The following is a 21352-nucleotide window of genomic DNA, read 5'->3' as shown; positions in this document are numbered from 1 at the left end:
ATACAAAAAATGTAAATAAATTTAAACCATTTTTCTGTAATTTTTTAGCTGGTTTATTTTTATGTCTCTAATAAGTGAAGGAAGCGTTTTAAAGAATTGAATCCAAGTTAACATCCTACGGCTAGCTTATTAACGAATGGAGTCTGCTTTAATGGCTTGCCATAAGTTTTGCATATGTTGGCGTTGCTCATGAGTTAAAGGATGGAGAACTAAAAAACAATCGTCATTTTGTGTGAAAGCAGCTTTAGTCCAATTGGCAGAACCTACTTCTAATGTATGATCATCTAGCCACATGAATTTATGGTGAAGTAATGCTGTGCCTGCACTGTAAAATAATTTAACACGGTGGCTTTTAAGCATTTCTGCTATTTTAGCGCTAGCCCCGTTAGAGGAACTTCTATCCAACACTACTTCTACATTAACACCTCGCTTTTGGGCCTCCACCACTTCCTTAGCCATATCAAAGCGTGTCCAGGTAAACATAGCGATGCGTATACTTTTTTTAGCTTCTCGAATCAGTTGCTTAATACGCACGCTTGCTTTTTTATCATCAGGAAGAAAAGAGATCTGTAACTCTTGGTCACCAGCCAAGTAGGTGTGGTGAGTGACCTCGCCCTTTCTATCATACTCATGCAAAGTAGAAGCCTTTTCTTTAATAGTAGCAGCAAGAGCTTCGTTTTTTAAGGCTACGACAAGGTTACCATGCATATTTAAAGATTCGCTAGTGAAGTTGGCAGAGCCAATCCAACATTCTATATCATCAATCACTAAGATCTTTATGTGCATAAGCCCCTTACCTAAACGACGAATGAGCTCCACCTGAGGACCCAATTTTTTGCTAATATAGGGGCACGCTTTAGCATCACAGATAACTTTGACAGGCACACCCTCTTGGCTTTTTTGGCGTAGGGCGTCGATGACTTCCTCACTCGTCATAGAAAAAATAAGGAGGAGAACAGATTTTTTAGCATTGCTTATAGCCGAAATGTAAGCGTTTTCCAGCTGATCACCTGTTTGATTGGATAAAAACTTAGGTGTTTCTTCGGCTACAGGAGTAGGTTTTATCCATAAAGCATCGTGGAATAAAGCTGTACCAATTAAAAGTAGACTAGAGATAAGCGTTAAGGCAGACTGGATGAGAAATTTCTCAGAAAATAAGGGGGCTTTGCTTTTTCTCATTACGGCATGCTTACGCTAATATTATTAATTCCTATAAGAGCATGATAAAGTCCGGTATGACGTTTTTTTACTTCATCATTTTTAATAGCGATAGCAATCGCTTTTTTGCTTCCGACAAGGATTACATGCTTTTGCCCACGTGTTACCCCCGTGTAGAGTAAGTTGCGATATAACAAAGCAAAATGGGTAGTATGCACAGGCATAATAATACAAGGACATTGACTACCTTGATACTTATGCACGGAAACAGCATAGGCAAGGACAATTTCATCAAGATCAGTAAATTCATAAATAATGTTACGATCTTCTATTTGTATAAGAACTTGTTGTTCAATAATGTCTATCTCTTTGATTACTCCTATTTCTCCATTATAAACCTCTTTTTTATAATTATTGCGGATTTGCATAACTTTATCTCCGACTAATAACTTTCTCCCTGCTCTAAATAAGGGATTGCTGTTTTTATTAAGAGTCTCTTGTAAAACAGTGTTTAAGTTGTCGGCACCAATGATTCCTTTACGCATGGGTGTCAGCACTTGGATATCATGGAGAGGATCGTAGCCATACCTTTGGGGAAGTCTTTGGGCAATAAGGGCGATAATATTTTTTAATACTTCTTCGGGGGTTACAGCTTCAAGGAAGAAAAAATCGCTTTCACTATGGTTATGAATATCTGGAAAGACCCCACTATTAATTTTATGAGCATTAGTAATAATACGCGAGCCTGCCGCTTGACGATAAATTTCTGTTAGCAGGGTGACTGAGATTGTCTGTGAGTTAATCATATCGCTTAAGACATTGCCAGGGCCTACACTTGGTAGCTGATTAATGTCTCCCACAAAGATAAGCCTGCATGTATTGGGAATAGCTTTTAATAAGCTATACATGAGAAAGGTATCAATCATACTGGCTTCATCCACTATCAGTAGATCGCAATCCAAAGGATTTTCGCGATTACGTTTAAAACCCCCATTTTTAAAATTGTATTCCAATATACTATGAATAGTGGAGGCTTTTTTACCTGTAATTTCACTCATACGCTTAGCGGCACGCCCAGTAGGCGCCATCAAGAGAATCTTATCACTCAATTTTTCTGTAATAGCCAAAATAGCATTCGTGATGGTACTTTTCCCCGTACCCGGGCCGCCTGTGATAATATGAAGCTTTTGATAAAGGCAATTTTTTATAGCAATGCTTTGATTATTAGCTAATTTAATATTTAACTTTAACTGCACCCACTCAAGAGCTTTTGGAATATCTACAGCCCTTAAATTACATGCACAGCTATTTAACCGTTTAATTTCACGGGCAATGCCCGATTCTGCTACAAACAAGGACATATTCCAGATAAAAGTTTGAATCTTTTGGTTGTTAACCAGATCGAATAGTTCGATGCGCCGTTCATCTTTTAAAGAGGAAATACGGGCATTCACTTTGAGGCTCTCCACCTCCAGCTTTTCTGAAGCTTCGGCAACAAACTCTTCTAAAGGAAAACAGACATGTCCATCCTTAGCCAATTCGGATAAGATAAATTCAATGCCTGCATCAATTCTTGAAGGGGCATCGTGTTCCATTCCCATTTTTTTGGCAATAGCATCCGCTGTTTTGAATCCAATGCCTGTAATTTCTTGGGCAAGAATGTAAGGGTTTTGCTGAACTTTCTCAATGCTATGATTACCATAATTTTTATAGATTTTTTGAGCATAGACAGGGCTTACACCTTTAGACTGCAGAAATATCATGACCTCTCGTACAGATTTTTGCTCATCCCAACAGGATCTAATTTTTTCAATTCTTTTTTCTCCCAGTCCTTCAATTTCTAATAATTTATGAGAAGCTTGATCAATTACATTGAGGGTTTCTATCCCAAATTTTTCCACAATGCGCTCAGCATATTTAGGGCCAATTCCTTTGATCAGCCCTGAGCCTAAGTATTTCTTGATTCCTAAAAGATCAGCAGGGGCTTCTACTTGATATTCTTGACAGATGAATTGCCGGCCGTGGACCAAATGTTGCTTCCAATGTCCTTTACAGCGCGCCGTAACTCCAGGAAGAGCAGTAGGCATGACTCCGACCACACATACAAGCTCTTTTAATTGAGCTGTTTTTAGCTGTGCAACCGTATAGCCTGTCTCTGCATTTTGAAAGGTAATTCTCTCAATGTAGCCAACAACAATTTCCATAAGCATTTTGATTGAGCTATTTAAAAATGGATAATCAGGTGAAGAGTTAAAAAATTTACATCTATTCATCTTGTAGTATAGGTAGGTCAGCTACTTTTGAAAAGATCTTTTTTAAATATTAACTATTTCTGCCTTAAAGTCTAAAATTAGCTATCCCTATCCATGATGACACCTGGCCTACTAACAAATGTTAAAGGAGAGAAATATCTGGTGCTTTCAGCTTCTTTATCCTCTTTAAGTGATTAAAAGATTGAAAAATTATTCAAAAAATAAATAATACTATTTATGGTGGCAAAGGAGAAAAAAATGTATAGATTAGCTTTTTTAATGGGAATAGTGGTGATAGGATATATGCCTTTAGAGGGAGGAGAGGAACAGAATGTTGGTGAGCAAGAGAGTCAAATAAAAGAAGATTGTTATGGTCCGAAGACGCAGGCCAGATTACTATATGGAAGAGCGATAGATAGCCCTATCGGTGATTTAAATGAAAAAAATTATGAATGGCCAGGCATGAGGGCAGACTCCTTCTACGACTATTTTACTAAATAAAAGAATAGTAGATGTTTATGTTTTCTTTGAGGTAAACGCCAAGCAAGAAGATAAAAATAAGCTTAGATTTTTTTTCACTTCAGCTTTAGAGGAGGTTTTTTTGACTTTTTTTCTCTACTTAAAGGGTAAAGGACCCATTAATTTAGAAAAACTTTTTTGTAGAGTGCCTATTTACATTAGCTTACACATTCAATAAAAAATCTTATCAAATTAACTTTTCATAATTACCCTCATCGTATAAGGTGACAAATATTAGGTTAAAAGCATAGATGGTAGAGTGAGCTTTTAATTGATAAATAGAATCTATAAAGAGGCTTTAAGCCAAAAAGTAATCAGAGGTGGAGGCAAATGCTAAGGAGAGTAGATGAAGTCTAATAAGCAAAAGCAATTATACGATACGTTAGCTAAAAATCATGCTTGTTATGTTCTTATCACCTGCGATAAGCCTGTTGAAGATGGTAACATGCAGGTGCAGATGACTTATGAAGGGGACGCTTCCCTAGTTGCTTATCTATTACAAGGAGCTCAATCTTTTATCGATGAAAAAGAAGAAGAAGCTTTCTTATAAAGAATTAAGCCTTACTTAAAAAGGCTTCTTTCCTAAGAAAAAAGCAGGGGTCGTTAATTCTAAGGAATAGAGACTAATAAAATTAACCTTGACTTTTTATCTTGCTTAATTAGAAGAAAATATTTATTGCGCAGAAAATGTAGGCGGACCCACCTTTATTTTTGAACAAATGATGGGAAGGAATAAGCGTACCTAAAAGCATTTTTTTATCCTGTAGCATATATTTTTATGGAGTGAGGGCTCTTTTTAGTGAAAGGAAAAGTAATATCCTTGTTTAATATTCTACCAACAGATTTCTACTTTAAGTCTGCAGAATTTTTCATCGCCAATAAAAATATCTAGTTTCCCTATTGCCTTTACTGATTAAATTCAGGTTACAGCAGTCAAGCTCCCTTTTATTAAGCAGACTCTCACACTTACTACTTTACATTTTGATGAGTTTGTTATAAGGTTGACCCTATTAATTGATTTTAGAGCATTTTTGTAATAGTAATGAACTTAACGCGTGAACGTCAGTTTTTTCTATGGAGCGTGGTAGGTCCACTCTTAGCCCTAGCTACCCTTTTCATCATGCTCTTACGTCCCACTCCACTCACACCCTTGTTAGCCTTTACTCTTCTTTTAGGGTTACCTGTTTGCTGGTATTTAAAAAGAGGCGGCCTCCTTTTAGCGGGTTTTTCATTAGCATTTTTGCTCTCTTTCTATCATCCGATAATAGTTAATTCTCCGTTGTGGTATGGGGGGATTACTCTTTCCATTTTACTTACTTTTTTTATCACCAGTTACAGCTATGATACTGCTTTAGTTCTTATACAAGGGATTCAATCTCCCTATTCTGCTACAGAAGAAGGCGTCTTTAGGCTTGAAACGGGGACGTTAGAAAGCCAGCATGTAAAAGAAAATGCTCAAGAAAAGATAGAGAAAATCTCTCAAGAACTCTACCACTCACAGCAGAAAAATAATCATCTAGACGCTCTTTTAAAAAGCTCTCAAGCGGAGATTGAGCAGGTTAAGCTAGAAAGTGAAAAATATAAGGTTGATGCCCAAGCTATTAAACATGAACTTGAAATAAGATCTTTTAAAGAGGAGCAGCTATTACAAGAGCTGCTGGAAAAGCGTGGGGAAGTGCTGCAGCTTAGCGATCAACTTGTTGAAGTTAATAAAGAGCTAGCTACGCGAACAGAAGCACTCAAGCTTATGCAGGATGAACCTCCCTTAGAAAAGCTTAGGCTGCAATATCAAGCGGACATGCAAAGCGCAAATAAACAATTAGAAATGCTTACAGAGGAGTTAACAAATTCTAAGCAAGAGGCTCAAGCTTTTAAGAAAGAGGTGCATTTACTCACTGCAGAGCTGAATAATCAAGCGGTTAGAAATGAGCGTATGCTAGATGAGCTTTTGGAAAAACGTAAAGAAATTCTCTATATAAAAGATCAGCTTCAAGAAGCCCATGAAGAGCTGGAAAAGGGTGCGGGCATCCTCGATAGTCATTCTGCAGAAAATATAGAAAAGTTAAAAAGCCAACATCAGCTAGAAATTCAACATTTTGAAGAGCAGATTGAGGCTCTTTCTCAGGCACTAAAAGATTTTGAAGAGAAAAGCTCTTGGCTAGAAAAGCGATCTGAACAAGCTACCCAAGAGATAGAACTTGCCAAGCAAGAAATTGAGCGTTCTAAGGATACAGTACACTTCCTACAAAAAGAGCTAGAGCTTAAAAGTTTTAATGAAAAGGAAGCTTGTAAAGAACTGGAAGAAGAAAAAAAAGCTTCTCTTGAAGTAAAAAAGCTGCTGCAGCAAGCGCAAAATGAGCTTAAAGATTGTATGCTTTACCATAAGAGTGAAACTCAAAGCCTTAGCGAGCTAATTAACGCCAAAGATCAAGAGATATTTAATATACAATTTAGCCTACAGAGTGCTTTAGAAGATTTACAAACGCATGAAAAAGAACTAACTCAGCTTCAGGAAGAGAAAATAGCCTATCAAGATCTACAAGAAAAATGGGCCAACCAAATAGAAGACTTGCACCAGGAAAAGATAAGCTTAAAATCTGCTCTTACAAAGCTTCAAGATGAGGTCCAACAGTTTAAGGGTCTTGAGCAGGAAAAAGCGCGGTTAGAAGAAGCTTTAAAGGAAAACATGCAGGAGCTTAAGGCAGTCCGCCTGGCGATAGAAAAGGCAGAGGAAGATGCTAAGCAGCATGCCAGCAAGGATAAAGAACAAAAGCTGATCCTTCAGCCTACACCCACACCTCATGAGGAGTATGCTTTAAGACGCCGTGCTGAGGGAATGTACTTACAGCTGAAAGAGCAATTTAATGATAAATCTACTGTTTTAGAGCACACCAGGCAAAAGCTTTTTTATGCGGAAGAAAAAATTTCTCAACTACAACTGCTTATTCAAGAAAAAGAGCAGTTTAATGTAGACCCTTATGCGCAACACTTAACGCAACATATCATTAAAATGCAAAACCAATTGGATAGTTTAGAAAAAACTTATTATCTAGAGGTAGAGAGTTTAAACGAGATTATTACTAAGCTTAGCTTATAAATTTTTTTGTGCTTATAGAAAAAGGTAAAACTAGCTCCACTTGCTCTAGCTGCTGAGTCTCCATAGGCGCAAACGAGATTAGGTATATAAAGGAAAAGGGAATGTTAGAGGAAAATTAAAAACAGTTACCTTTGCCAGTTAGTTAAAATTTCATGCCCCTCATGAGTAATAAGTAAAGTATGCTCAAATTGAGCACTCGCTTTACCATCTTTAGTGCGAGCTGTCCACTCATCCTCTTGGTCGATTATCGCCTCTTGAACCCCTGCATTAATCATAGGCTCGATGGTAAATATCATCCCCGGTGCCAAAGGGATCTGGCTTCCATTATAGGCATGAGGAATTTGGGGGTTTTCATGAAAGTTTATTCCTACCCCATGTCCTACAAATTGATGGACAACAGAACAGTGATGTGAGCGCGCATAAGCTTCTATTACATTACCAATTTCTTTGATTTCCACCCCAGGTTTACAAATAGCAAGAGAGCGTTTTAAACATTCATACGCTACTTCCATGACTAACTGTTTTTCTTCTGAGATTTTACCTATGCTAACCATCTTGCTGCAGTCGCCATAGTAGCCTTCAAAAATGCAGGTGACGTCAATATTTAATATATCTCCCTCCATTAAAGGGATTTTATTAGGAATTCCATGACAAATGACCTCATTAAGAGAAGTACAAATACTTTTAGGGAAAGGTGGATGTCCATAGTGAAGAGGAGCAGGGATGGCTCCCATCTCTAAATGCAACTGATGCGCAAAATCATTGATTTCCAGGGTGGTAATGCCCGCTTTAGCTATTTTACAGGTTTCTTCTAGAATATAGGAAGCTAGATGACATGCTTTACGTATTCCCTTAATTTCCTGCTCGTTTTTAAGGATAATATTGTACCTTTTTAAATATTCTTTCCTTAAAAATTGGGAATGTTCGGTTTCTTTTAACTTAGGATCGAGATGAGGAAAATGGCATTTTTTCCATTTTTTACCACTTTTACACCAACATTCATTATTTCGACCGATCATAGAGTTCCTTAATCCACAAAGATAAGCAGTAGACTTTTTGGCAGATTTGATATATCTTATTTTAAGTAAAATTTAAAAGGGCTTTCTTTTTCCCTCTTAAGCATTATAGATGAAGGATCGATTGACTTAAAGCCGTTTTCTATTTACGCGGCTTGAAATGATGTAACCCTGGCTGCATACTTTGATGGCAGATTATATTAACGTGTTTCAAAAAATATTGGAATTATGAAACCTGCTGATTTGATACCACCCTTTCCTAAAAATGATAGAAAGGTTACCATCCATGATGGCGTTTGGTACTTACCCGATAGGCATCTTGCTCAAAATCATTTTGAGTTTCCCGGATGGTCCCATCCTTTGCTGTTTGGTAATGAGCAACCCGTCAATTTAGAATATTGCAGTGGAAATGGAGCTTGGATAGTAGCACAAGCAGGGGCTCATCCTCATCTTAATTGGGTAGCCATTGAAAGAAAATTTACCCGTGTGCGAAAAATCTGGTCTAAAATTAAAAATTGCTCACTCAAAAATCTGATTGTGGTTTGTGGAGAAGGGTTAATGGCCACTAGCAATTATTTTCCTTCAGCTAGTATTGCTAACGTGTTCATCAACTTTCCGGATCCTTGGCCTAAATTGCGACATGCTAAGCACCGTTTAATACAGCCTCAATTTGTCCATGAATTAGCTCGGGTGATGCAAACAGATAAAGCTCTCACTTTTGTTACGGATGATATAAGCTACTCGCAAGAGGCGATTCAAGTCTTCTTGTCAGCCTCAGATTTTAAATCTTACTATCCCTCTCCCTACTTTTCTACAGAAGAAGTCGATTATGGCACTTCTTATTTTGAGGAACTTTGGCGTTCAAAAGGTAAAATGATTCGCTATCATAGGTTTATCAAGAAATGAATACCGAGGATATTTCTGAAGATACAGAAAGGCTAGTTTGGGATAAACCTTACTTTTATTACCAAGGAAAAATTTTTAATCCTAATCTTTATGAATGGCAAGCAGAGGATGAAGAAATTCCTGCTGGCTATAATGTCATTTCCCTTAAATTAGATGGTAAAGTGACAGCAAGCCTTGACTGGAAAAAAATAGAAAAGGTGGCAGAAAATTATTCGAAGGAAGGCTTTCTACTTTTTTGGGACCTAGACTTAGGTTTATTTGATCGTTTAGAGTTTCCCTTATCTAATCAAACCCAGTTTTTATCTCTGCTTCTTTCTCTTGAGCACTTTCGGGATAATTTATGGAATAAATTTAAAGATCAAACCTTGGGGGTAAACATCTACCGAGGGCCCGTAAACTTTAAATCTCAAATGAGCTGGGATGATGAGCTGCAATCTAATTATAGAGAGTGGAAAACTACGAGGGGTAATGAGAATGATCAATTACCCTTTTCTACCTCTCAAGCCTTATTTGCACGCGAGGTGGGAGTAGAATATTTAACACTTTTAGCCAATCGAATGCCCGATGAGATGCCTATCTTTGCTATTTTAAATAAAGATCTATCGCTAAGTTTAAGTTTAGAAGTTCAGCTTACCCATCGAGAACGATGGGGTAGATTACATCTGATCATTGAAAATAGTAAGCTTCCTCACTTATTTAATTTTAAGCCTGCACCTATAGGTGTTTGCCTTCCTCACTATCAGTGGAGAGATCAACAAACTTATCAAGAGCTAGAAGACATCTTACACGATTTATTAAATAAAGAAGTTGCTTTTAATATTATCCCTGAAAATTATCTCCTTCATGAATGGGAAGGGCTAGACTATTTAGTCGTCATTTCCCCCAGCTTAACAAGGCAAGGGAAGCGCAACCTGCAAGGCTTTTGTGCTGCCGGGGGGACAGTCATTACGGTGGGCCCTTCCCTAGGGTTAGCAAAAGAAATCCCTTATGTAAAAAGTGAAAAAGGATTTTTTAGCATGATGAATAATAAAGATGGCCAGTAAGACAGCCTAACACCCTTTTATATTAAGGTTTTGGATAAGGGAAAAGCTTAGAATTTTAGTTTTCCTTTTCATGTCACAAAATGTAATAAAATTTTGTTGATAAATCTTAAGTTTGCCCTTCATCATTTATTGTTCATCGGTTATAACAAGGCTATCCTATTCAGATGAGGTTTTTTATGTCTATGGTAGAAAAATGTTGTGTGAACAGTCGGTCATTTGATCGCTTTCTTGCTACTGCCAAGTTAAAGGAACTGGCCAAGCATCCTTGCGACTTAACGGATCCACATCTCTTAACTCCAGCTCGCTTGCAGCAGCTTAGTGCTGAAGCTTGTGGCATAAAATTTTTGTATGGTACAGAGCAGGTGACAGAAGAGGTTATGCAGGCTTTGGTGGAGCTATCACGCGAAGCAGGCGTACTACAAGAAATGAAAAAGATGCAGGCGGGTGAAGTTGTTAATAAAATCGAAGGCTTTCCCAGTGAAAATAGAAAGGTTTTGCATACCGCGGTAAGAGATTTTTTTGAGGCTCCTAATCAAGCGAAAGAGGCCTGTGAAGCAACAAAAGAGGCTAAAAAAGAGATCGATAAGCTGCAGCATTTTATCAATAAAATTGATAAAGACCAGCGCTTTACAGATTTAATCATGATTGGTATTGGAGGTTCAGATTTAGGACCTAAAGCTCATTATATAGCTTTGCAGCCTTTGCAGAAAAAGGGCCGAAAAGTGCATTTTATTTCTAATGTAGATCCCGATGATGCAGCCATGGTTCTTAAAAATGTAGATCTGTCTACTACGTTAGTGGTTTGCGTGTCAAAATCTGGGACCACCCTTGAAACATTAACGAATGAAGAAATTGTTCGCTCACACTTCCAAAAAGCTTCCCTTCATCCTCGTAATCATTTTATCGCTGTCACAGGTCGTGGCAGCCCTATGGATAATCCCCATCAATATCTAGAAAGCTTTTACATTTGGGATTGGATTGGAGGACGTTATTCTACTACCTCAATGGTAGGGGGGGTGATGCTTTCTTTTGCCTTTGGATTTGAAGTGTTTTGGGAGCTACTCAGAGGCGCCAATGCGATGGATAAGGTGGCTTTAAATCCAAGTATCAAGCATAATCTGCCTTTATTAGGAGCCTTATTAGGCATTTGGAATCGAAATTTTTTAGGGCATCCTACCGTGGCGCTTATTCCTTACTCTCAAGCTTTATCACGTTTTCCTGCTCATATTCAACAGCTTGACATGGAATCTAACGGGAAACATACCGATCGAAGAGGCAATCAAGTTAGCTTCCAGACAGGGCCTATCATATGGGGGGAGCCAGGTACCAATGCCCAACATTCGTTTTTTCAGCTTATTCATCAAGGAACAGCTCCCATTCCTGTGGAATTTATTGGTTTTAAAGAATCTCAGCATAAAAAAGATTTTTTGTATAAAGGCACTTATTCTCAAGAGAAGCTGCTAGCTAATCTTTTTGCGCAAGCCATAGCTTTAGCAGCCGGCCAAAAAAATCCTGACAATATGAATAAAAGCTTTTTTGGCAATAGGCCTTCTCATATTCTTTTAGCCCGTCAGTTAACACCCCACATTTTAGGCTCATTACTTGCCTACTTCGAGCATAAAGTGGCCTTTGAAGGATTTATCTGGGGGATTAATTCCTTTGATCAGGAGGGAGTGCAATTGGGTAAAATTTTAGCTAATAAAATTATTGATCAATTTTCTTTTAAAAGAGGAATAGGCGAAAAATCTGAGTTTGCTTTAGGCGAGGCAATGATCCGCCATTTAGAGACTTTGTAGTGTCCTAGGGAGAAAAATATGTTGAAAATAGAGATTCCCAAACGTGCGGCGCATTGTATGCATGGCAACGAACCTCTGATTCCAGAGATGGAATTTTATTCGATCTTGCTTTTTCAAGAAGAAGGATACCAGAGGAAAGACTTTTGCTTAGCTTGTTGGGAAAAATTTGCTAAAGAAGATTTTAGCACTAGGGCTAAAACGGCTTGGAAAGCTAAGGTCGTTTCGAAAAAAGAAAAGGAAGAAATATCTTTTAAAACACGTGATGAAAAAGCCTTTTATTTATTGAAAAACTTATTACAATCTCCTTCTGAAGAAGAATGGGCAGAAGCATTCATATTGGCACTTTATCTAGCGCGACGAAAAATTATTTATTTAAGGCAAGAGCTGCCGCAAGAGGATGGATCTGTTGTCGCTATTTATGAGGTGGCAGCTACAGAAGAGATGTGGGCTGTTAAACGAAAGCCGTTGAGCTCTAGCGACATCGAAGCTCTTCAAGTAAAAATTGCCGAAAAGTTATCGCGTTAAGCCATGCAGAAATCCTCTTTTAGTCTCTTGGATACTATTTTTGAAGATTTTCTAAGCTACATAGGATCGGAAAAAGGGTTAGCTGTAAATACTATAGAAGCTTATCAGCGAGATATAGCTGCATTCTTTGCTTTTATAAGAAAGAAAGGCTTGACTGCTATACAACAGGTCGATGAAGAACATTTGATGGATTTTGTGGCCTCTCTACAAGCTGCAGGATATGCTAGTTCAAGTATTGTACGCAATCTCATCGCCATTAAAGTATTATGTCGATTTTTAAAAAGAGAAGGGAATTTGCCAACCAATTTCTCCTTATATTTTGCTACACCTAAAGCTTGGCAGCTTATCCCTACAGTGCTTTCCTACGAAGAAATTGAAAGATTATTAGAAGCTCCAGATGTAGAGACTTTACAAGGCTCACGAGATAAAGCTATGCTAGAAATTATGTATGCATGCGGACTGCGAGTCTCTGAAGTTTGTAGTTTGAAAATTTATGATGTGGATGATGAATATGTACGTGTGATGGGTAAAGGAAAGAAAGAACGTTTAGTTCCTATAGGATTTAAAGCTATCCAAGCTGTCGATCATTATCTTCATCATTATCGCTCATTAGCAGAGAGCGAAAAATCTAAAGAATTATTTGTTTCTAATCGGGGAAAACCTATCGATCGGGTGAGTGTATGGAGGATGATCAAAACATATATGAAAAAGGCAGGCATCCTTAAAAATATATCCCCTCATTCTCTTCGACATTCATTTGCCACTCATCTATTAGAAAATGGTGCTGACTTACGCGTTATCCAAGAAATGCTTGGGCATGCAAGTATCAGTAGTACGGATAGATATACGCAGATAAGCAACTCTCGCTTACAAAAAAGCTTTGATGAATTTCACCCTCGGGCTTAATTAAATATTAAAAGCGTAAGAGAATATAAAAAAAATAATATTTATATATCTTTAAGTAAAAGCCGTTTAGCATTTTCGGCATGATGCTGAAGTTCTAAAAATTCAGGATGGTTGGAGGCATATTCTATTGCCAAATCTAGTGCTTGCAGGGCACTTTCTCTATCATGCAGAGCAAAGAGGCATTTAGCTAAATAAAAATAGGGCACAGGGTTATCAATACGGCATATAGCTGCCATTTCATAAGCATCGATAGCAGCTTCGTAATCTTTATTGAGTTGTGAGCACATCCCTAGCCCCACCCAATACTCATGGTTATAAGGATTAAGAGTGACTAGGAATAAGAAAGCTTGAGCAGCTTCCACATAGCGGCGATGGTCGAATAGGCGATAGGCAGCGCCATAGAATTTAGCCATGGTTTCATCGCTAAATTCTAAAATTTGCTGAGCAGTTTTACCTTGGGCAAGTTGCTTTTTAAGAAGCTTTTTATTTTTAAGCTTCATTTTAACTTTTTTAGTTATTTTAAATTCACCAATGTCGTCGCTTTCCATTTTTAACCCCGTTGGGGCTGATATTATGAATTTCTTCTTCACTTTGTCAATAAAACATTTCACGCTTGTTTCTTATCTTCTGATTTAGCATAATACTTCCTCAATAAAAAAGAGGTTTATATGACGACGTTAGCATCTGTCGACTTGAAGAGTGATAGAGGATCTATTCATCTGCCCGTTAATTCTGCATGGCGAGAGAAAGCTTCTCAGACTTTTTCCAAAGTGAAAGAAGTGGCTAACGTTGTGTTTATTAGCTTATTAACCATAGCTCTTTTTGCTACCAATCCTGGAATGTGCTTTATTTCATTAGTAATAGGGATAGCTTTTAGTAAATCGATAGACAAGGCTGTAAACAGGATTAAAGTATTTCTATCCGCTTATTCCGTGCCTGTAATTATCGGCTGTTGGGGGATAGGCATGTTGGTGCTGCCTGTCTTTCTTGCTACTGCTGCAGTCATTTGGCAAGCTTCATTAGGAAGTTATCTTTCTAAAAAAGCTAATGAAAAAATGCTTTATAAAGCTTAAATATCTAAAGCTTAAAGGTGGATTCTAAGAGTCCTGCTTTTCTTTTTATCCACTCCCTTTTAATTGGAGTAGCTTTAGAAAAAAGATTGCTACAAGATAAAAATTTTTGCACAAATTTTTTAATGCTGGAAATAATTAAAACGAGCGAAGAGGTTGTCTATTACTTATTTCCTTAGCGGGCTTGAACTCCAACGAAAAAGGAAGAGTTTGTTTGAATGGATTTTAAGTGAATACCTATATCTTAAGTAGAGCTTATAATTTTTCGAGCGTTTTTATTTAATTTTCTCACCTACAAGCTCTATAAGAAGAGTGCCTAGTTTTTAAGCTTTTCTCCCTTAAACATTTAAAAATAAATTTAAAAGAATAAAGCCAGAAAATAGAAGGTTTTGACAAGCCTATTAGCTTATTATCTAGGAATTTATACGCTGCTTGAGCATCTCGTTTACTACCGTGGGTGCCGCTTTACCTCTAGTCTCTTTCATCACTTGGCCCACTAAAAAAGCAAATGCTTTTTCTCTACCTGCTTTAAAATCAGCAATAGATTGGGGGTTTTGCGCTAATACTCTATCCACAATAGCTGCAATTTCCCCTTGATCGCTCACCGGTTTAAAATCAGGATTATCAGCTACGATTTTTTCACAATCCATTTGGGGCTGAGCCACCATTTGATCAGCCACAGTTTTAGCTATTCTTCCAGTGATCGTTCCTTTGTCAATCATGTTTACTAACTTGGCTAGCTGAATGGGAGGAATACCAAGAGTTAAAAGATTTTTACCCGAATCTTTAAGTCTTCCTGCAAATTCTACAATGATCCAATTACAAAGGTTGCGTGCATTTGAGCAATTTTTAAGAGCTTTCTCAAAGTAATCAGCTATCGGCTTATCTTGCGTTAAAACAAAGGCGTGATGAGGAGAAAGACCCAGCTCAGCTACATAGCGCCTTTCTCTTTGTAAAGGCAATTCCGGTAATGACTGGCGTACTTCCTCGATATAGCTATCGGTCAAAACAATAGGCACAAGATCAGGTTCAGGAAAATAGCGATAGTCATCGGCTCGCTCTTTGCGGCGCATAATGACCGTCTCTTTTTTTTCCGGATCCCATCGATAAGTGGACTGTTGGATAATTTGGTGGTAAGGGGTGTTAGGGTGCTTCATGTAGGCAGAGATTTGGCGTTTAATTTCGCATTCAATAGCTACATGCATATTGCTGAAAGAATTCATGTTTTTGATTTCAATCTTATTACGAAGCTCCGTTTCTCCTTTCAGGCGTACGGAAATATTTGCATCTACGCGTAACGAGCCCTCTTCCATGTTGCAATCCGAAACATCAATATATTGTAAAATGGCTTTTATAGCTGATGCATAAGCTACAGCTTCATCGGCCGAATGAATGCAGGGTTCAGAAACAATTTCAATCAAAGGAACACCCGCGCGATTATAATCCACACCAGCGAAATTGGTAAAATGTTTAAGCATGCCTGCATCGTCTTCTAAGTGTACCCGGTTGACAGCAAAAGTTTTTTCTATCCCGTTAACTTCGGCGATAACGGTTCCTCCCAATACAATAGGCTGCTCAAATTGCGTGATCTGAAAATTGCGAGGGCTATCAGGATAAAAGTAGGATTTGCGATCAAATTTGCTAAATTTAGCGATAGTAGAATTGATGGCACATCCAAATTGCACGGCTTTTCGAACGGCCTCCTTATTAAGTACGGGTAGAGCTCCTGGCTGGCCTGTGCAGACTTCTGTAATGTTTGTGTTAGGTTCATCGCCAAAATGATTGGGAGCTACGCTAAACAGTTTAGTTTTGGTGTTAAGCTCGGCATGTATTTCAAGACCAATTACGGCTTCCCAGTTAGTATGCTGCGTCATTGAATTTCTCCTATTTCACTAGTTCAGGCATGTGCATATGATAGGCGGTAGCCTTTTCGAAGGCGTGGGAGACTTGGAAAACACCTACCTCATCTTTTTGAGGGCCTATTAATTGCAAGCCCATAGGTTTTCCCTCAGTAGAAAAACCGGCAGGAATGCTGATGGCAGGAAGGCCTGCTAAGTTAATACCTATGGTGTAGATGTCTTCTAGATACATTTGTATAGGATCTTTAATCGATCCTATTTCAAATGCCGCAAAAGGGCTAACGGGGCTAGCCACCAAGTCACATCTTTTAAAAGCTTCTTGATAACTTTGTATAATTAATGTGCGAATTTTTTGTGCTTTTTTATAGTAGGCCTGTTGATAACCAGAGGAAAGTACGAAGGTGCCTAAAAGAATTCTTTGCTTCACTTCTTCTCCAAAGCCCTCACTTTTTGAAAAATCGTAGATTTCCTCTAAGGTTTGAGCGCGGCTAGAACGGTGGCCATAGCGCACTCCATCAAAGCGTGCTAAATTGGTAGAAGCTTCGGCTGTGGCCAGAATGTAATAGACAGGTAAAGAATACTTTAAAATACTTAGATCTATTTCTACTATTTCAGCCCCTAAGCTTTTTAGAACTTCTAAAGAACTGTTAAAGACTTTTTTAGGCTCGGCAGCAAGAGTGTCTAGAAAATGCCAAGGCACTCCAATCTTTTTTCCTTTAATGTCACTATTCATCTTCGTAAGGTAATCGTCCGCTCCAGCGGGTAAGCTGGTAGAATCTTTTTCACAGTGCTTTCCAATCACTTCCATCACTAAAGCGGCATCTCGCGTGTTGGTAGCAAAAGGGCCTATTTGATCCAGGGAAGAAGCATAAGCGACTAATCCATAACGAGAAACTCTTCCGTAGGTAGGTTTAAAGCCCACGACTCCACAAAAGGAGGCGGGCAAGCGGATAGATCCTCCTGTATCGCTACCTAGCGCAAGGGGACATAAGCGTCCAGCAACAGCTGCAGCAGATCCACCTGAAGAGCCACCGGGTGTGCATTTTAAGTTCCAGGGGTTATAAGTTTTTTGCAAAGCAGAGCTTTCATTAGAAGAGCCCATCGCAAATTCATCCATGTTAGTCTTGCCTAAAAGAATCGCATCTTCTTCTTCCAAAAGGCGAACAACAGTAGCATCAAAGGGAGCACGATAATTAACGAGGAATTTAGAGGCGCAGGTAGAAATTTCTTCTTTAATATGAATGTTGTCTTTGATAGCCATGGGAACAGCCGCAAGCTTTCCTAATTTTTCCCCTAAAGCTTTCTTCTTATCTAGCTGCTTAGCTTTTTCAATCGCACGCTCTTTAAATACAGTAAGAAAAGCTCCAATCTGGCTGTCATATTGATCGATACGCTTTAAAAAAGCTTCCGTAACAGCTAGCGCTGTAAGATCTCCTTTTAAAAACTTATCTTTAATTTCACATGCGGTCAGTGTGTGTATCATTGTCCTTCCTTCAGATAATCAGTTTTGCTTAATGATGGTAGGAACTTTTATCATTCCTCCAATGTGCGCAGGAGCATTGGATAAGAACTTTTCACGAGGCAAGGTAGGTCCAGGCACATCTTCTCTCATCACATTATGCGTATCGGCAAGAACATGATCACAAGGTGGCACATCATCGGTATTGATTTCATTCAATTGCTCGAAATAGCCAATAATTTTTTTTAAATTGTTAAGCAGCACTTCTTTTTGTTCTTCAGTACACTCGATGCGACTTAAAGCCATTAGGTTCTGAATAGTATCTTTGTCAATATGTGCCATTTTATAGCTCCTGAAATGAATCGCTTTATAATAATGAGAGTCTGCTTATTATGCAACAGAAGCTAAAAAATTTGCAGGTGAGTAGTGATCATCTCGAGAAAATTATGATCCCGTCTTCCTATCTATCTGATTGGACCTGAATTAACTTAAAAAATCTCTTCATTACCTCCATTCTCGAAAGGAAAATTTTGAATTTTCTTTTATTGCTAGCCTAAAAAAATGAAAATCTAAGCATTTTTTTAGTGAGAATGAAAATTGACTAAAAATTAAGAGTTTTAGACCAGGATGCAGCCTTCAAGATAGGGTTTTAAAGCATTAAAAGAAGAAAATTAGCTTTTTAAGCAGAATAAAGATGCTTGGATGGATTTTGAGCGACTAGTCAGTTGGTTTGCTCTAGACAGTACTTGACCTGACAAACATGAGTTAACTGGCAGGTACTATTTCTATCAGTTGTAACTTATCTAACATCTTTTCTTGCGCAAGATATTTAGCATCTAAGAATGTTTGTAAAGGCGTATTGCCAAAACAATACTTTCCTGTATGTGTTCTCTCGTTATTATACTCATTCATCTTAAGGTACATTTCCTAATGTTTCAGCTAGCTTTAAAACACCAAGTTTATTTTTATAGCTTTTTGATGAGTTGCTAAATTTGACATTTTGACACTCCTTATTGGTTTAAGTCGCTCACTTCAACTTTCCTGCTATCACTTTTAATGAGCGACAGGGCTTCAAGCTTCGTGACTTATAAATCGTGTTTTCTTTATTTTTATCACAAATGTCAGATTAGGTCTTATCTATTACAGATCAGACGCGTAGCCGTTAACATAAAAAGAACTATTGATTCACAACGAGGGATTGCTCAGTCTAGACGAAGTGCCACTTATGCACCTGATTATTTGAGAGGATTGCTAGGCAAGGCGTTTGTTAAATAATTTTCATCAGAACCCCCTGGCGTAAAGCCAATATGGCCGTTGAAACTCTAAGCTACCTAGAATTTGAATTAAATTGTGAACAAAGATAATTAATGTTATACCGAATAGACCTTAAAAAGGTAGAGTTTTTACTTGATTTTGCAAAAAAATGTCTAAACAACCGAATCCACCGCAAACAACCCTCCAAAGAGCCAAAAAATGAACATTAACTTCCCTAAAGAGAGCCTGCAAGCTAATTCTTTAAGTTATTCCCCAAGTCAATGGAATCAATGTCAAACATTTGAATTTTTGTGGCACGATCCTGCCACTACTATTACCGGAGCTGTGCGAGTAAAGATAGGTACTGCTAGGAGTTCAAATGATGATAAGTTAACAGAAATGGCTAGAAGCTGTGCCCGTGCGATTGGGCCACATCTGCCTAGTAAGATGCACCTGTTAACACATTATGTTGTTTCAGAAGGAAATGATTCTTTTCATCCTCATATACAAGGTAGGATAGGAGTTAAAACAACTAAAAATAAAAGATTTTCAATAATTAAACAGGATTTGAATGAGGATGCTACACGAGCAATATTTGATCCATCTAATCCTTTAGCTACTCTACCCTTAGAAATTTTTCAACGAATTTTTCTTTCTTTTAGTAGTTTAAATGATGATGAATTAAGAAAGATACTTGAGGCAAGAAGTTGTGCCCGTGTGTTTAAGCAGCACCTACCTACTAAGGCGCAGTTGTTGACACATTATCATCCTCATAAATTGCCAGGATATCTTGATAAAATTGCCAGGTATCTAGAAAAAATCATTCATTCTATTGATGAAAATAATAATCCTTTGCCCGAAACTCGCCTAGAAGAAATGGAAGAAGCTTACATGCTAGCTTTAAAGCTAGCTATTCAAAAGAATGAACATATTCAAGAAAGCTTTTGCATAGAAAAATTAGGTGATGTTTATGTGGTTAAAGGAACATTCGAAGCTCTTTTGCAGGCCGCTGGGCTTTACAACTATGCCTTACACCTCGCTTCTCGGGAGCAACAAAAAATTATCAGGAATAGGCTTGTCATAGTCCACAATTTACTTGTTAGAGCTTGTAAGGGCAAACCCTTAGACGCTGTGATGATAGAGAAACAATTTGAGGATAATCGCAAAGCATTGAAAGAGTTTAGAGAGGAAATAGAGGAGAAAATTCAACGCCTGCAAAAAACTCCTTCTTTCCAACAAGTGAGAAATCTTTACGGTAAGATTGCTCAAGGTATAAAGGCTTTTTTTGGACTTCTTGTCGAGCAGTCGATTGAAACTCTAGGCCCTGCATCTTGTGAATATGCTATGATAGGATTTGGTTCCCTCGCTAGACAAGAGATGACTCTTTATTCTGATCTAGAATTTGGCATTCTCATGCAAACGGATAATCCAGAAAATAGAGACTACTTTAAGCGCTTGACCACTTTAATTCACTTAAAAGTCATCAATTTAGGAGAAACTATCCTTCCTGCTTTAAATATTCCTTGTTTAAAAGCCATAAGTTTTTTTGATGGCATTACACCAAGGGGCTTTGCCTTCGATGGAGCAGGAGTAGAAGGAAAAGGTTGTAAAACTCCTTTTGGCAATGGTACAACATTCGAGCTTATCCAAACTCCTGAACAAATGGCGCAATATATTGCTGAAGATGAACATGGAAAATGGTGGCATGAAAAAGAACCCCATCTTCCCATGGAGCTTCTAAATTTTACTCATTTGCTAGGCAATGTGGAATTAACTAAAACGTATGATGGAAAAATTCAAGAAAAGCTCAATACATTTTATCAAGAAGGACTCAACCTTCGGAAATACTTAGCCAAGCAACATCTAGTGCTAGCTGATATGAAAGCTTTTTATCCAGGAATCGGCGATCCAGATAGAGAAGGTATGCTTTTCCAAGTTAAAAATGATTTTTATCGCTTTCTTCACTTGGCATTGGATCGGCTGGCACTTCTTAAAAAAGTATCGGCTTCCAATACTTTTATTAGGATTGATAAATTAAAAGAGCTAGGAGTTATAACGAATGGCGCTACTGAAAAATTAAGAGAATGGATGAATATAGTGCTATTTATGCGCCTTAAGACCTACTCTCATTATCAAGGGCAACAAGAGAGGATGAATCCACTGATTAAACCCTTTGAATTTGATGATCCTGAACTTATCAAAAAACAGTTTGCTGTAGATCCTGAATTATTAGAAAAGATAAAAAAGATTTACCGTATTTTTATTCCTTTTTATAATGCTCTGCAAAAATTTTTAGAAGGTCATAAAGATAGTCTTAAATCTTCCGATTTGGAGGATAACTCACCACAGATTCTAGGTGATATAGCTTGGAGACTTCATCAACAAGAAGAGGCAAAAAAATATTATAAATTAGCCAAAAAAGAAAGTCCGAAAGACGCTGCAATCTTGTATTTACTTGGAATCATTTATAAAAATCAAGGTAATTTAAATAA

General features: G+C 37.8%; 18 protein-coding genes. 10 read left to right on the top strand and 8 right to left on the bottom strand.

Annotation, left to right across the window (positions count from 1 at the left end):
- Positions 1-129 precede the first annotated feature (129 nt).
- Together DB42_RS07900 and DB42_RS07895 are read right to left on the bottom strand one after the other, a co-directional pair.
- Entirely contained in the window at positions 130-1179 is a 1050-nt protein-coding gene (locus DB42_RS07900; protein WP_052436075.1) for a phosphatidylserine/phosphatidylglycerophosphate/cardiolipin synthase family protein, read from the bottom strand.
- Complete coding sequence (locus DB42_RS07895; protein WP_044882515.1) at positions 1179-3362, bottom strand: ATP-dependent RecD-like DNA helicase; 2184 nt, start codon at positions 3360-3362, stop codon at positions 1179-1181. Before DB42_RS07895 ends, DB42_RS07900 begins: the two co-directional genes overlap by 1 nt.
- Positions 3363-3668: 306 nt before the next feature.
- On the opposite strand from DB42_RS07895, the gene DB42_RS07890 reads away from it, so the two are divergent.
- The 3 genes from DB42_RS07890 (at position 3669) to DB42_RS07880 (ending at position 7026) form a co-directional block, all read left to right on the top strand.
- Entirely contained in the window at positions 3669-3911 is a 243-nt protein-coding gene (locus DB42_RS07890; RefSeq protein ID WP_044882497.1) for a hypothetical protein, read from the top strand.
- A 364-nt stretch (positions 3912-4275) separates the two neighbouring features.
- Complete coding sequence (locus DB42_RS07885) at positions 4276-4479, top strand: hypothetical protein (RefSeq protein ID WP_039384164.1); 204 nt, start codon at positions 4276-4278, stop codon at positions 4477-4479.
- Positions 4480-4971: 492 nt separating this feature from the next.
- Positions 4972-7026, top strand: coding sequence for a hypothetical protein (locus DB42_RS07880; RefSeq protein ID WP_044882496.1), 2055 nt, complete (start codon positions 4972-4974; stop codon positions 7024-7026).
- 125 nt (positions 7027-7151) lie between these two features.
- Here the strand turns inward: DB42_RS07880 and DB42_RS07875 are convergent, their stop codons facing one another.
- Entirely contained in the window at positions 7152-8042 is an 891-nt protein-coding gene (locus tag DB42_RS07875) for a methionyl aminopeptidase (protein ID WP_044882514.1), read from the bottom strand.
- Between the two features lie 228 nt (positions 8043-8270).
- Between DB42_RS07875 and DB42_RS07870 the strand changes: the two genes are divergently transcribed.
- The 5 genes from DB42_RS07870 to xerD all read left to right on the top strand — a co-directional run bounded on the left by DB42_RS07870 (position 8271) and on the right by xerD (position 13218).
- Positions 8271-8948, top strand: a complete 678-nt coding sequence (locus DB42_RS07870) for a tRNA (guanine(46)-N(7))-methyltransferase TrmB (protein ID WP_042243653.1) — start codon at positions 8271-8273, stop codon at positions 8946-8948.
- Entirely contained in the window at positions 8945-9991 is a 1047-nt protein-coding gene (locus DB42_RS07865; RefSeq protein WP_044882495.1) for a hypothetical protein, read from the top strand. The genes DB42_RS07870 and DB42_RS07865 overlap by 4 nt, the downstream gene beginning before the upstream one ends.
- Before the next feature lie 182 nt (positions 9992-10173).
- Positions 10174-11787, top strand: a complete 1614-nt coding sequence (locus DB42_RS07860; protein ID WP_193365288.1) for a glucose-6-phosphate isomerase — start codon at positions 10174-10176, stop codon at positions 11785-11787.
- Positions 11788-11805: 18 nt separating this feature from the next.
- Complete coding sequence (locus DB42_RS07855) at positions 11806-12312, top strand: hypothetical protein (protein WP_044882493.1); 507 nt, start codon at positions 11806-11808, stop codon at positions 12310-12312.
- Positions 12313-12315: 3 nt separating this feature from the next.
- Positions 12316-13218, top strand: a complete 903-nt coding sequence (gene xerD / locus DB42_RS07850; RefSeq protein WP_044882492.1) for a site-specific tyrosine recombinase XerD — start codon at positions 12316-12318, stop codon at positions 13216-13218.
- 41 nt (positions 13219-13259) lie between these two features.
- Here the strand turns inward: xerD and DB42_RS07845 are convergent, their stop codons facing one another.
- Entirely contained in the window at positions 13260-13766 is a 507-nt protein-coding gene (locus tag DB42_RS07845) for a SycD/LcrH family type III secretion system chaperone (protein ID WP_042243667.1), read from the bottom strand.
- Positions 13767-13886: 120 nt separating this feature from the next.
- On the opposite strand from DB42_RS07845, the gene DB42_RS07840 reads away from it, so the two are divergent.
- On the top strand, positions 13887-14291 hold the full coding sequence (locus DB42_RS07840) for a hypothetical protein (RefSeq protein WP_044882491.1): 405 nt from the start codon (positions 13887-13889) through the stop codon (positions 14289-14291).
- A gap of 410 nt (positions 14292-14701) precedes the next feature.
- Here the strand turns inward: DB42_RS07840 and gatB are convergent, their stop codons facing one another.
- From gatB to DB42_RS11310, 4 genes are all read right to left on the bottom strand, one after another.
- Entirely contained in the window at positions 14702-16162 is a 1461-nt protein-coding gene (gene gatB, locus DB42_RS07835; protein WP_044882490.1) for an Asp-tRNA(Asn)/Glu-tRNA(Gln) amidotransferase subunit GatB, read from the bottom strand.
- A 10-nt stretch (positions 16163-16172) separates the two neighbouring features.
- Complete coding sequence (gene gatA / locus DB42_RS07830) at positions 16173-17630, bottom strand: Asp-tRNA(Asn)/Glu-tRNA(Gln) amidotransferase subunit GatA (protein WP_202965082.1); 1458 nt, start codon at positions 17628-17630, stop codon at positions 16173-16175.
- Between the two features lie 18 nt (positions 17631-17648).
- Positions 17649-17948, bottom strand: a complete 300-nt coding sequence (gatC, locus tag DB42_RS07825) for an Asp-tRNA(Asn)/Glu-tRNA(Gln) amidotransferase subunit GatC (RefSeq protein ID WP_044882489.1) — start codon at positions 17946-17948, stop codon at positions 17649-17651.
- Between the two features lie 423 nt (positions 17949-18371).
- Positions 18372-18518, bottom strand: a complete 147-nt coding sequence (locus DB42_RS11310) for a hypothetical protein (RefSeq protein ID WP_155117477.1) — start codon at positions 18516-18518, stop codon at positions 18372-18374.
- A gap of 561 nt (positions 18519-19079) precedes the next feature.
- Here DB42_RS11310 and DB42_RS07815 point away from each other — a divergent pair.
- Positions 19080-21352 (top strand): DUF294 nucleotidyltransferase-like domain-containing protein (locus DB42_RS07815; RefSeq protein WP_044882487.1); only part of this gene is annotated, 2273 nt, incomplete at its 3' end.

It is taken from the genome of Neochlamydia sp. EPS4, assembly GCF_000813665.1.
Lineage (GTDB): Bacteria > Chlamydiota > Chlamydiia > Chlamydiales > Parachlamydiaceae > Neochlamydia.
This window is presented reverse-complemented; position numbering and strand designations above follow the sequence as displayed.

Coding starts and splice junctions, on each gene's coding strand:
- DB42_RS07900 (WP_052436075.1), bottom strand. CDS start 1,179: ATGAGAAAAAGCAAAGCCCCCTTATTTTCTGAGAAATTTCTCATCCAG.
- DB42_RS07845 (WP_042243667.1), bottom strand. CDS start 13,766: ATGGAAAGCGACGACATTGGTGAATTTAAAATAACTAAAAAAGTTAAA.
- DB42_RS11310 (WP_155117477.1), bottom strand. CDS start 18,518: ATGAATGAGTATAATAACGAGAGAACACATACAGGAAAGTATTGTTTT.
- DB42_RS07865 (WP_044882495.1), top strand. CDS start 8,945: ATGAATACCGAGGATATTTCTGAAGATACAGAAAGGCTAGTTTGGGAT.
- DB42_RS07860 (WP_193365288.1), top strand. CDS start 10,174: ATGGTAGAAAAATGTTGTGTGAACAGTCGGTCATTTGATCGCTTTCTT.
- DB42_RS07885 (WP_039384164.1), top strand. CDS start 4,276: ATGAAGTCTAATAAGCAAAAGCAATTATACGATACGTTAGCTAAAAAT.
- DB42_RS07890 (WP_044882497.1), top strand. CDS start 3,669: ATGTATAGATTAGCTTTTTTAATGGGAATAGTGGTGATAGGATATATG.
- gatA (WP_202965082.1), bottom strand. CDS start 17,630: ATGATACACACACTGACCGCATGTGAAATTAAAGATAAGTTTTTAAAA.
- DB42_RS07855 (WP_044882493.1), top strand. CDS start 11,806: ATGTTGAAAATAGAGATTCCCAAACGTGCGGCGCATTGTATGCATGGC.
- DB42_RS07880 (WP_044882496.1), top strand. CDS start 4,972: ATGAACTTAACGCGTGAACGTCAGTTTTTTCTATGGAGCGTGGTAGGT.
- gatB (WP_044882490.1), bottom strand. CDS start 16,162: ATGACGCAGCATACTAACTGGGAAGCCGTAATTGGTCTTGAAATACAT.
- xerD (WP_044882492.1), top strand. CDS start 12,316: ATGCAGAAATCCTCTTTTAGTCTCTTGGATACTATTTTTGAAGATTTT.
- gatC (WP_044882489.1), bottom strand. CDS start 17,948: ATGGCACATATTGACAAAGATACTATTCAGAACCTAATGGCTTTAAGT.
- DB42_RS07895 (WP_044882515.1), bottom strand. CDS start 3,362: ATGGAAATTGTTGTTGGCTACATTGAGAGAATTACCTTTCAAAATGCA.
- DB42_RS07840 (WP_044882491.1), top strand. CDS start 13,887: ATGACGACGTTAGCATCTGTCGACTTGAAGAGTGATAGAGGATCTATT.
- DB42_RS07870 (WP_042243653.1), top strand. CDS start 8,271: ATGAAACCTGCTGATTTGATACCACCCTTTCCTAAAAATGATAGAAAG.